A 12,093-nucleotide genomic window follows, 5' to 3' on the forward strand; every position below is an offset into this window, starting at 1 on the left:
AAGTGAGATTAGAGATAGGAGAATCGAATATGAGCAAAATCGCAACGAGAGAAGCTTACGGAAAATACCTGGTGGAATTGGGCGAAAAGAATGAAAACATCGTCGTCCTGGATGCCGACCTCTCCGGCGCCACCAAGACCGCTGACTTTAAAAAAGCCATTCCAGAACGCCATTTTAATGCTGGGATTGCAGAATGTGATATGATGGGCATGGCTGCAGGCCTGTCGACTACTGGGAAAATTCCCTTTGCCAGTACCTTTGCCATCTTTGGAGCAGGTCGTGCTTTTGAAGTCATTCGGAACAGCATCTGCTATCCTAAGATGAATGTCAAAGTGGCCTGTACCCATGCGGGACTCTCCGTTGGGGAAGATGGGGGTTCCCACCAATCTGTGGAAGATATTGCCCTGATGCGTGTCCTGCCCAATATGACGGTCCTGGTCCCGGCAGATGCCGTAGAAACCAAGCGAATGATGGATGCTGCCGTCGAATTGAACGGACCGGTATACTTACGTCTGGGTCGTCTGGCAACAGAAGTCATCCTGCCGGAAGATTATCAGTTCGAACTGGGTAAGGCGGTCACCCTGAAAGAAGGGACTGATGTTACCATCATCGCCATCGGTTTGATGGTTGAAAAGGCTGTGGAAGCCGCTGAAATTCTGGCTGGTGAAGGGATTAGTGCCCGGGTGTTAAATATGGGCTGCATTAAACCCATTGACCGGGATGCCATTGTCGCTGCTGCTAAGGAAACCGGTGCCATCGTTACCGCAGAAGAACACTCGATCATCGGCGGTTTAGCGGGTGCGGTGTGTGAAGTACTGGCTGAAACCCTGCCGGCTCCGGTGGAAAAAGTCGGGATTATGGATCAGTTTGGACAATCTGGTAAAGCTGTGGATGTGCTGGAACATTATAATCTGAACACCGCTGCCATTGTGGAAGCGGCTAAGAAGGCTGTGGGCCGAAAATAGGTTTATATAGAACGAACGAAAAGGAGTCCAGCTAGCTGGGCTCCTTTTCTATAGGCTATAAACCCTCAACGAGGCGGATGTCATAATCCTGCGGGATGCACCGTAGCGTGGTAAGTGTTTCTTTTGCAATCGGCTTGATGCCATGAAACGCATAGGGTCTGGAAAGCTCTAGGTATTTGCCTTCTCCCAAACGATGGAAGGGGAGGAGTGAAATTTCGTGGAGCCCTTGAGATTTGACGAATGCACAAATGGCGCGGATGCTGTTTTCATCGGCATTAAATCCCGGTATCAACGGAACACGGACAAGCACTTTAGCATTCGCCTCAATGAGCATCCGCAGATGATGGGCAATCTGCTTGGCATCACCCTTTGTCCACTGGCGCAGGCGGTCAGCCTGGGTATGTTTAATATCACATAAAAATAAATTGGTATAGGGAAGCACTGTGCGTATATTTTTCCAGGGAATCTGGAGTGTGGTTTCTACCGCTGTGGTAAATCCCTGGGCTTGGCATCGTAAAAAACATGCTGCAATGAATTGGGGCCACAGCAGGGGTTCTCCCCCGCTTGCTGTCATTCCACCGCCAGAATTTTGATAAAAGGCCGCATCCTTTTCAATTTCGGCCATGACCTCGTCCACGCTGACGTATTTTCCGTAGTTTGTTAAAGCGCCGGAGGGGCAGGCAGTGGTGCAGGTAAAGGATTGGCAGTCATGGCAGTATGAACGGTTGATTTGGATTGTATCAGCGGTGAGGGTTAAGGCATGCTTGGAACAGGCGCTGATACAAGTGCTGCAGCCAATACATTGGTTTGAGTTGTAGGACAGGTCGCTTGCTACCCTCTGGGATTCCGGATTGCAGCACCAACGGCACTCGAGGGGGCACCCTTTGAAAAAAACGGTGGTACGGATGCCCGGCCCGTCGTGGATGGCGTAGCGTTGAATATTAAATATTTTAGCCTTCGTCATAAATTAAACTGTGTTCGCGCGATAATGTCCTCTTGCAGCTCTGGGTTTAATGAGGTGAACAGTGCACTGTACCCGGCAACCCGGACCATAAGGTCCTTGTAATTTTCTGGATGGGCCTGGGCATCCCGCAGAGTTTCATCAGAGAGAACATTGTACTGGGAATGCCAGCATTTTAAATCGCCCGCAGTCCGGAGGATGGCTGCAAACTTGTCCTCTTCGGCTTCACTGACCAGGGTGTCAGGGTTAATACGCACATTGAGCAGCTGGCCTCCGGTGAATAAATCGTTGGATAATCGGCCGACGGATTTAAATACGGCGGTCAGACCGTTCTTTAGGGTTCCCCTTGCGGGGGAAACACCTTCTGCCGTCGGTGCGCCGGCTCTTCTGCCATCGGGAGTAGCCCCAACCGCTGCACCACAGGGGATATTAGCAGTGATGGTGACTGTGGAGCTTGTGTAGCAGCACCCGATGGGGCCCTTGCCGTTTCGCATGGTTTTATAGTTATAAATCTGCTGGGTATAGTAATCTGAGGTCCTGCGTGTCAGTTCATCGACTTCTGGGAGATCATTGCCATATTTTGGTGCATTTTCTAACAGGGCTTGGATAGAGCGTCCTTTTTTGCTGGAAAAATCGGTGGCCAATGCATCCTGCAGTTCATCAGGAGAAATACGCTTTTTATCAAAGACGATGGTTTTAATGGCATAGAGTGCATTGCCGATGTTTGGAATACCGACCAGGGTTCCGCTTACCATATCGTACACTGTTCCGCCGTCTTTGATGGCCTGTCCCCGTCCAAGACAGTCTTGCATCAGCATGGAACAAAAAGCATCGGGAACCATCTCAGCCATGGCGATTTCATTGGTATTGTCGGCGATGACGTGGAGGCGCATGTAATAGTCGATGGCCTTGTGATAACCGGCCTCAATCTCATCAAAGGAGGTGCATTCTCGTAGTGGCTGAAGGCCTTTGATGACCCGTATGCCGGTTTTGGCATCAATACCGCCGTTCAGCACGATTTCTAAAATGCGCAGCAGGTTTATTTTACTTTTTCCATTGGCACGGTAGCCCCATTTACCAGGGACCTGGACCTCAGTACAGCCCATGGTGGAATAATTGAGCGCATCCGATGATGGAATCCCCCGTTTTTCCAGGGCGGGGATGATGACTTGGTCATTAACGAAGGACGGCATACCGACACCGGCTTTCACGATTTTAATAGCCCGTTTGAGAAAAGCTTGGGGTGTCCCCGGATGTACCCTGATGTAGATATTGGGCTCCGGAAGATGGATTTCATCCAATGCATCAAGGCAAAGGTAGGATAAAGCGTTGGTGGCATCCTGCTTATCAGCCAACTGGCCTCCCAGACAGATGTTTTGGTAGGTAGGGTAGCCTAGCTGGGTTTGGGTCGTCCCCCAGGAGCGCAGCTTGTTATTGCCAAAGAGCTTGAGATAGAAGCAGCCCAGCAGCTCATATGCGCGCTCTGATGTGAGGATACCTTGTTCGATATCATTTTGATAAAACGGAAAAAGGTACTGGTCAAACCGTCCCAGGGATAGGGAGTGTCCGTTGGACTCGATGTGCAGGATGACTTGGACGAACCAAATGCACTGGAGGGCTTCGGTAAAGGTTTCAGGGGGACGGGAGATTAGGTCATGGCAGCATCGGGATAGGTTAAGCAGCTCCCCAGCCCGGTCAGGGTCCGTACAATTCTCTGCCTGTTCAGAAGCGAGCATTTCAAAGCGATGGATATAGCGGAAAACACCGTCAAGCACTGCGGAACAGGCGCGGTAAAAGGAGAGTTTTTCCAAATCACGGGGCTCGGCTAAATCTAAATTCGCTATTTTTTCAGCTGTCCGGGCCTGCAATCCTGTAAATCCCAGGCGGAGGATGGTTTCGTAATCGGGAATAATGTGGCCCTCTCCGGAGGATACATTCCCCTGCCAGCCGAGAACGCCGATTTTAACATCGTCCAACACGGCTTGGCTTTGTCGTGCCAGAGCACGGTCGCGCAGGGTTTTTCCATGCCACCAGGGCAGGATTTTGCGAAGGGTTTCCTTTTTTCCTTCGTCAATTATAAAGCGGTCACTACTTCGGTTTTCAAAAGAATCCAGCTCATCTAAGATGAATTCGTAGGCGTATTCAGGAAAAAGGGGTGCCGCCCTGGGGCAGCTGGCCTGGTTACCGACGATCAGCTCACCATCATCGATATAAATGCTCATTTTGCGCAAAACAGCGGCAAGGGCGTGGGCACGTTTTTCGATAACGGGGCAGGCTTCGAAGTGTTGATAGGCTTCTGTGACGATTTCTGCCCTTTGGATGCAAATCATGGGGATTTGATTCAAAAGCTGCGTGCGGATCATTGCAAAACGTTTATTCAAAATATCATCTCCTCGTGAATGGGTGGTTGTCGTTTAATGCTTGAGCCAATTGAGTGAACGACCAACGGCTTCCTGCCAGATTCCGTAGGTTTCATCGCGCTGTTGAGCATCCATCCGAGGCGAGAAGGTGGCGTCTGCCGACATCATATCCTTTACTTCATCCAGGTTGGTGTGGCCGAGGTATAGGGATGCCATCAAGGCGGCACCGAGGCTGGTTGCTTCTACAGAATGGGGCCGTATGACTGTCGCGTCACAGTAGTCTGCGATGATTTGGGCGAGCAGATTGTTTTCAGAAGCACCACCATCGATTTTTATTTCAGAAATCCGGATACCGTTGTCCTCCACGATATTCAGAATATCCTTGATTCGGAAGGCGATGGCCTCGAGGGTGGCTCTGGCAATATGGGCCTCTGTGGTGCCACGTGTGATACCGATGAGTAGTCCGCGGGCGAAGGGATCCTGATAGGGGGTGATGAGTCCGATTAGCCCAGGGACGAAGTATACCCCGTTTGTATCGGGGACGGAGGATGCCAGAGATTCCACTTCCGCAGAGCAATGAATGATTTTAAGGCCATCACGCAGCCATTGGACAGCTGATCCAGTGACAGCGGCAAATCCTTCGACGGCGTAAGTGTTCTTTCCACCAAGGTTCCATGCGATAAGGGTGTCGACACCACCACTGGGGACCGTATAGGTACTGCCAATGTTGATATCCATAAAGCTACCCGTGCCATTGGTGCATTTCACACTCCCGGGGTCTAAGCAGCCCTGGGCAAATAAAGCAGACTGCTGGTCGGCAATGACGCCTGTGATGGGAATCCGGGAGCCAAGTACCTCGGTGTAGCCGTAATCGGCAGATTCGGACTTGATTTCCGGAAACAATGCCATCGGTACCCCAACCCGGTCGAATAAGGCTTTGTACCATTTGCCAGCCTTAACATCCATGCAGCCGCTGCTGGATGCGTTGGAAAAACTCGTCGCATGGGTCCTCCCTTCGGTCAGCTTCCACACCAGCCAGGTATCGATGGTTCCAAAGAGGACGTTATTCCGGTCAAGCTCTTCCTGGATACCCTCCACATGCTCCAAGAGCCATTTTAAAATGAGTACATCACAATGTGGTGTAATGTTTTTACCAGAGACGGCCAGAAGCTCATTAAAAAAGCTTGATGCTTTGATGGCATTGCTGGCTTCTCCCATTCGGGAATCCTGCCAGACCAGGGCGTGATACAATGGTTTGCCAGTTGTTTTATTCCAAACCAGCCCTGTATTCCTTTGATTTGTAATGCCGATGCATTCAATATCTGATGCAGAAAGCTTTGCGGATTCAAGTGCCCGATTGCACATGGTTATGCTTTTTTGATAAATTTCCTCTGCATCATGCTCCACCATGTTTTCGCTTGGGGTGAATTGCGTAAACTCTTCGTATGCCTGTCCAACGACCGCAAACTTCTGGTTAAAAATCAATGCTCTTGTCCCCGTTGTTCCTTCATCGATAACCAATACATACTTGTTCATTTTATTACCCTCTCTTTATTTAAAAGTAATAAGCGCGCTTTATTTAACATCATTATACATTGTTATGCACTTTTAGTCAATAAAAAAGCACAATCATGTAAAATGATGTGTGCTTCAGAACTTATATAATGGCGATATCGTTGGTTTCCGCGTATTCACGATAGATATCAGGAAAATTATTATCGACGATGAAAGCATCAAAATGGTTGAGCTGGGTGACTTTTCCCAAGGAAACTTTTCCAAATTTCGAGGAATCAGCAATCAGGTATTTATGCTGGCTGATTTCGAGGAGGGATTGGAGGACGGATATTTCTTCTACGAAAGGGTGTGTGACACCATTTTGGATGGAAACACAAAGGATGCCAAAGAAAATCTTGTTGGCGCTTAACTGTTCGATGGATTTGGAGGCAAGGTCACCATAGAGCATCCCGGACAAAGGTCGGTATTTTCCACCGGGCAGGTAGAGTTGGACAAAGGGAAGGGCCGATGCCCTTGTAGCAATGGACAGGGATTGGGTAATGAGATTGATGGATTCCAATCCGTTTAGATAATCGAGAATTAGTTCGCCCGTAACGCCATTGTTGATGATGATCGTGTCTCCGTTTTCTACCAGTGCGGCAGCTTTTTTCGCGATAATCTTTTTTTCTTCATAGTGGATCGTTCGCTTTTGGATTGGATTGATTTCGACGACACCGTGGGTAGGCTCCCTCTGATAGTAAGCACCACCATAAACGATGTTAATAGCATGATCTTTTGAAAGCTCCTTTAAATCACGTCGAATCGTCGTAGCATCGACATCAAACAGGTCTACTAAATCTGTAACCTTGACGCTACCGCTTTGAACCAGCATAGCTAGGATTTCTTTTCTTCGTTCTATATATAGCATTAAACTAACGTTCCTCATCGTAAATTTAGGTTGATAAAGACAGCCCATAGTCTTTGTTGTCTAAAAAAATAAAACTTCCTGCAGGTTTGTGGCAAAATTGAAATAACATACATTTCATCCAAAAACTCAAGAGAAGTTATTTTTATATGATACCATAGAAAGTCAATTTTGTCACAGAGATTTTAACTACAGCTGCCATTTTACCCAGAGCATCATTCATGCTATAATACAAGATGAAAATAATTTTCGTGGAGGTGGGAAATGCAGACAGAGCCAACGATTTTAGATCGGATTTTTGCCGGATTTGATGGATTTTTTGAACAAGAAAAAAAGGTAGCAACCTATATTATGAACAACCCCAAGGCGGTGGTGGATATTACCATTGGGGAGCTGGCAGAGGCCAGCGGGACCAGTGTGGCTACCATCTCCCGTTTTTGCAGGAAATGCGGGCTGGAGGGCTTCCATCAGCTCAAGGTTGGCCTGGCCCGGGAGATTGTGGAAACGGACGGGAGCGTGTCCATCTCCAACGATATCAACCGGGGGGAGATTGCCCAATCCTTAAATAATATCCTGGCCAATAAGGTGGCAGAGCTGCGCCAGACGGTGGCCATGCTGCGCCCAGCGGATTTGGAGGTGGTGCTTAGTGCCATTGAAGGGGCTGGCACAGTGCAGTTTGTAGCGGTGGGAAATACCATTCCCGTGGCCTTGGATGCGGCCTATAAGCTAAGTGAAATCGGCATCCGTGCCATTGCGGGGACCATCTGGGAAGCCCAGATGGCTTTTACCCTTAATTTACGGCCAGGGGATGTGCTGGTGGCCATTTCCAATTCTGGGGAATCCCGCCAGGTGTACAAAATGGTGGAGGCGGCCAAAGCGGGTGGGGTGCTTACTGTGGGCATTACCAATAATCCCCAGTCGGCCATTGGCCAGGCGGTGGACATCCATCTCCAAACGGCCACCCGAGAAAAGCTCTTCCTCAACGAGTTTTGTTTTTCACGGGTATCGGCCATGACGGTAATCGAAATCCTATACCTCTTCCTCACCGTTGGTAAGGAGGAAAGCTACGCCAAGCTGAGCCGCTGCGAGCATCTTATTTCTGATGAAAAATTATAGGGTGGGTTAAGCCTCCTACACCTCATGAAAGAATAATTATTTACTTAAAAAAATATTGACAAAAATAATTTTCGCTACTATACTATGGATATAAAAATAATTTTCTCGAGATTATTATTAAAGAAAATAATTATCGGATAGGCTCGGACAGGGTAATGATTTGTAATGACAGATAAGGGGCTTGCCCGATTTCCGTGAGGAGGAAATCATGCGTATCGTTGATTTGTTGGAGGTATCGTCCATCGGCCTGGGGCTGTGTCCTGGAACGAAGGCAGAGGCCATTGATTTAATGGTGGAGCTTATGGATCGGTCGGGGAATCTGACTGATAAGGCGGCTTACCGCCAAGGTGTGCTTAATCGGGAGGCCCAGGGCACCACGGGTGTGGGCGGGGGGATCGCCATTCCCCATGCTAAGTGCAGTGCGGTGAAGCGTCCGGGACTTTCGGCCATGGTGGTCTCCCAGGGTGTGGATTACGAGGCATTGGATGGCGAGCCCGTGCAGCTGTTCTTTATGATTGCGGCACCAGAGGGCGGGGAGGATGTGCATTTAGAGGCCCTAGCCCAGCTGTCCACCCTGCTGATGGACGAGGGCTTTCGCCAGGCTCTTTTGGCTTCGGAAACCCCGGAGGCTTTTTTACAAGTGATTGTGGAAAAGGAGCTTAAAAAAAGCGAAACGAAGAAGACCGCGGAGGGGCATTACTCTGTGCTTGCAGTGACAGCCTGCCCCACGGGGATCGCCCATACCTTTATGGCGGCGGAGAGCTTGGAAAAACAGGGCCGGGCCATGGGGGTGTCCATCAAGGTGGAGACCCAAGGGGCTGATGGTGCTAAAAATGTGCTGACAGCAGAGGAAATTGCAGCGGCAAAGGGCATTATCATCGCTGCGGATAAAAATGTAGACATTGCCCGGTTCGATGGCAAGCCCCTGATTTCGACAAAGGTGGCGGACGGAATCCACAAGCCGGAGGAACTGATTACAGAAATCCTCTCTGGAAGTGTACCGGTCCATCACCGTGAGGGCGGCGGCCTGGAAGCCAGTGCTTCCACTGGTGGGGAGAGCATTGGACATAAGCTTTACAAGCATTTGATGAACGGGGTTTCCCACATGCTGCCCTTTGTCATCGGTGGGGGCATCCTCATCGCCTTGGCCTTCCTTTTTGATGATTTCAGCATCGATCCGGCTAATTTTGGGAAAAACACCCCGCTTGCCGCGTATTTAAAAACCATTGGCGAATTTGCTTTTAACATGATGCTGCCGGTGCTCGCGGGATATATCGCCATGAGCATTGCGGACCGGCCTGGCTTGGCGGTGGGCTTTATCGCCGGGATGGTGGCCAGGGCGGGCTCGACCTTTATGAACCCCGCCGGAGGAGATGTCAATGCGGGCTTCCTTGGGGCACTGTTTGCCGGCTTCGTGGCTGGGTATATTGTTCTGGGGCTTAAGGCGCTGACAAAACGGATGCCGGAGTCCCTGGACAGCATCCGGCCCATGCTTATCTATCCGGTGATGGGGATTTTGGCCGCAGCAGTGGTGACCACCCTGGTCAATCCGGCCATGGGGGCCATCAATGCGACCTTAAATGGTGCACTGAGCAGTATGAATGGCACCAGCAAGGTGCTGTTGGGTATTGTCGTTGCCGGGATGCAGTCGGTGGATATGGGCGGCCCAGTGAATAAGGCCTCTTATGTTTTCGCCACCTCCCAGTTGGCAGAGGGGAATTTTGAAATCATGGCGGCGGTGATGGCCGGAGGCATGATTCCGCCCTTGGCCATCGCCCTGTGCACCACCTTTTTTAAAAACCGCTTTACGGTGAAGGAACGTCAGTCTGGGCTGGTCAACTATATCATGGGGCTGTCCTTTATTTCTGAGGGGGCCATCCCCTTTGCAGCCAGCGATCCGCTGCGGGTGATTCCGTCCTGTATTTTAGGATCGGCCATTGCCGGCGGGCTGTCCATGCTCTTTGGATGCACACTGAGGGCGCCCCATGGCGGTATCTTCGTGCTGCCTACCATCGGCAACCCGGTTATGTATCTGGTGTCCATTCTCGTAGGGGCAGCGGCGGGCTGTATCGTCCTGGGGTTTTTAAAGAAGCCCCTTGACGGCGGAAAGAGCGTGAAATGAAGCGGGCCTGCGCCCAGGCGGCGTTAAAGCATTTGACAGACGGCATGGTGGTGGGGTTTGGTGGTGGCTCCACAGTGGGCCTGTTGATTGAAGAAGTGGCAGCAGCGGGGCTGCGCATCCAGGCGGCGTCTCCCTCAGGGGATACCCTGGCCCTGTGCCGGGCTGCGGGCATCCCCATCCTACCTTTAGAGATGGTGGGGCACTTGGATGTGGCCTTTGATGGCTGTGACGAGCTGGATGCCCGCCTCAACGCCATTAAAAGCTGCGGCGGGATTCATACTCGGGAAAAAATAGCTGCAGCCTTGGCGAAGGAATACATTCTTCTGGCGGATGAATCCAAGGTGGATGAGGTACTACGTTTTGATTATCCCATCCCCTTAGAAGTGCTGCCGGCTGCGGCGGGGCTGGTACAGGCTCGGCTTTCGGCCATGGGCCTGCGCACGGCCTGGCGGAGAAGCGATACCAAGGCCGGCCAGACCATTACTGATGATGGCCATTATCTGTTGGATGTGTATTACGATGAGGCACCAAACCCGGCGGAATGCCAGGCGGCGCTGTCCGCCATTCCCGGAGTGGTGGAAACAGGGCTGTTTTACCAGATGGCTTCAGCGGCCATCATTGCCGGGGTGGATGGCATCTGCACCCTGGTACGTTAAGACGCTTGATTGGATTGAAGGATACGAAAGAAGGTAGAATCATGAAAAAACTACATTGGGGTATTGCAGGAACGGGTTTAATCGCCCATGAAATGGGAGCGGCTCTTACCAAGGTTCACGGCAGCATCTACGCGGTGTGTGGGACTACCCTTGAGAGGGCCCAGGCCTATGCCCAGGAGTTCAAGGTTGAGCAAGCCTATGGCAGTACGGCGGAAATGTTTGCGAATCCCGTGGTGGATATCGTCTATATCGCGACGCCTCACAATCGCCACTACACCATGATGAAGGCGGCCCTGCTGGCTGGAAAGCATGTCTTTTGCGAAAAGGCCATCACCGTCAACAGCCGCCAGCTGGAGGAATGCGTAGCCATCGCCAAAGAACGTGGACTGGTTATTTGCGATGGCGTGACCCTGCTGCATATGCCGCTGTATAAGAAGCTGCACCAAATGGTGGCAGAAGGCACCATCGGCAAGGTGAAGATGGTGCAGGTTAATTTTGGCAGCTGTAAGGAATACGATGTAAAGAACCGCTTCTTTTCTAAAAACCTGGCTGGCGGCGCTCTGCTGGATATTGGCGTTTACGCGGTGTCCTTCGCCCGTTATTTTATGGATGCGGCACCGGATGTGGTCCTTACCACGGCCAATTATTTTGAAACCGGTGTGGATGAAACCAGCGGGATCATCCTGAAAAATCCAGAGGGGCAGATGGCCGTCATCGCCCTGACCATGCGGGCCAAGCAGCCTAAGCGCGGCGTTATTGCCGGAGAAGAGGGCTACATTGAAATCTGCGAGTATCCCCGGGCAGCGGAGGCCACCATTACCCATACGGCAGATGGCCGCAAGGAGGTCATTACCTCGGGAGAATCGGACGATGCCCTTTGCTATGAGGTGGCAGATATGGAGGACTATGTCAACAACGGGGGCGGGCAGGAAAACCTGACCATCATAAGGGATGTGATGTCTACCTTAACTGCGGTCCGTAATCAGTGGGGCATGGTTTACCCCTTCGAATAGGCGGCAGAACTAAAAAACCTCCTTTGAGCGGTGGGCTCAAGGAGATTTTTTAGTTGGCCGCATTTATTGGGGCCGATGGTCCTGGTCATAAATACTCGCATCGAAGTAGATAAAGCAGCCCTTGCTGCCCTTTTTCCCTTGATACATGGCAAAGTCGGCGTAACGGATGAGCTGGTCGGCATTAGTGCTATGCGTGGGGTAAATGGCGATGCCGGCGGACATATGTAGGATGTGGCCGTTTTTGTCAGGCAGTATGACGCATTGGCCCTGGACATTTTCTTCCAGGTTGGACACCGCTGTTTGAAGGGTCACCATATCCGACAGATTGTAGAAAAATAGAATGAATTCATCCCCGGACATCCGGGCAACTAAGGCATCGACTGGACTACCGGCTAAAAGCTGTGTTGCAGCTGTGCGGATATAGACGTCTCCAGCTTCATGGCCAAAGCTGTCATTAACATATTTTAGGTTGTCTAAATCC

10 protein-coding genes are annotated in these 12,093 nt (G+C 50.8%); 5 read left to right on the forward strand and 5 right to left on the reverse strand.

Annotated features, from left to right (window positions below; genetic code table 11):
* Nucleotides 1–29: 29 nt before the first annotated feature.
* Nucleotides 30–965: a transketolase family protein gene (locus tag VB081_RS14485; protein WP_276982662.1), complete on the forward strand. Its 936-nt coding sequence runs from the start codon at nucleotides 30–32 to the stop codon at nucleotides 963–965.
* A 55-nt stretch (nucleotides 966–1,020) separates the two neighbouring features.
* Here the strand turns inward: VB081_RS14485 and VB081_RS14490 are convergent, their stop codons facing one another.
* The 4 genes from VB081_RS14490 to VB081_RS14505 form a co-directional block, all read right to left on the reverse strand.
* Nucleotides 1,021–1,929, reverse strand: a complete 909-nt coding sequence (locus tag VB081_RS14490; RefSeq protein WP_276982661.1) for a glycyl-radical enzyme activating protein — start codon at nucleotides 1,927–1,929, stop codon at nucleotides 1,021–1,023.
* Complete coding sequence (locus VB081_RS14495) at nucleotides 1,926–4,307, reverse strand: glycyl radical protein (RefSeq protein ID WP_276982660.1); 2,382 nt, start codon at nucleotides 4,305–4,307, stop codon at nucleotides 1,926–1,928. Before VB081_RS14495 ends, VB081_RS14490 begins: the two co-directional genes overlap by 4 nt.
* Nucleotides 4,308–4,340: 33 nt before the next feature.
* A complete protein-coding gene (locus VB081_RS14500) occupies nucleotides 4,341–5,822 on the reverse strand; it encodes an FGGY family carbohydrate kinase (protein WP_276982659.1) in 1,482 nt (493 codons plus the stop codon).
* A gap of 121 nt (nucleotides 5,823–5,943) precedes the next feature.
* A complete protein-coding gene (locus VB081_RS14505) occupies nucleotides 5,944–6,756 on the reverse strand; it encodes a DeoR/GlpR family DNA-binding transcription regulator (protein WP_323401486.1) in 813 nt (270 codons plus the stop codon).
* Nucleotides 6,757–6,969: 213 nt separating this feature from the next.
* Between VB081_RS14505 and VB081_RS14510 the strand changes: the two genes are divergently transcribed.
* The 4 genes from VB081_RS14510 (at nucleotide 6,970) to VB081_RS14525 (ending at nucleotide 11,612) form a co-directional block, all read left to right on the forward strand.
* Nucleotides 6,970–7,821 (forward strand): MurR/RpiR family transcriptional regulator, encoded by an 852-nt coding sequence (locus VB081_RS14510; protein ID WP_276982657.1) that lies wholly within the window; start codon nucleotides 6,970–6,972, stop codon nucleotides 7,819–7,821.
* Nucleotides 7,822–8,029: 208 nt separating this feature from the next.
* Nucleotides 8,030–9,943: a PTS fructose transporter subunit IIABC gene (locus VB081_RS14515; protein ID WP_276982656.1), complete on the forward strand. Its 1,914-nt coding sequence runs from the start codon at nucleotides 8,030–8,032 to the stop codon at nucleotides 9,941–9,943.
* Nucleotides 9,940–10,599 carry a ribose-5-phosphate isomerase RpiA gene (gene rpiA / locus VB081_RS14520; RefSeq protein ID WP_276982655.1) on the forward strand — a complete coding sequence of 220 codons (660 nt, stop codon included), beginning with the start codon at nucleotides 9,940–9,942 and terminating at the stop codon, nucleotides 10,597–10,599. The genes VB081_RS14515 and rpiA overlap by 4 nt, the downstream gene beginning before the upstream one ends.
* A 41-nt stretch (nucleotides 10,600–10,640) precedes the next feature.
* Nucleotides 10,641–11,612, forward strand: a complete 972-nt coding sequence (locus VB081_RS14525; protein WP_276982654.1) for a Gfo/Idh/MocA family protein — start codon at nucleotides 10,641–10,643, stop codon at nucleotides 11,610–11,612.
* Nucleotides 11,613–11,675: 63 nt separating this feature from the next.
* Here VB081_RS14525 and VB081_RS14530 read toward each other — a convergent pair.
* Nucleotides 11,676–12,093 (reverse strand): GGDEF domain-containing protein (locus VB081_RS14530; protein WP_323401487.1); only part of this gene is annotated, 418 nt, incomplete at its 5' end.

The sequence above is a fragment of the Christensenella sp. genome, assembly GCF_034927525.1.
Classification (GTDB): Bacteria; Bacillota; Clostridia; order Christensenellales; family Christensenellaceae; genus Christensenella.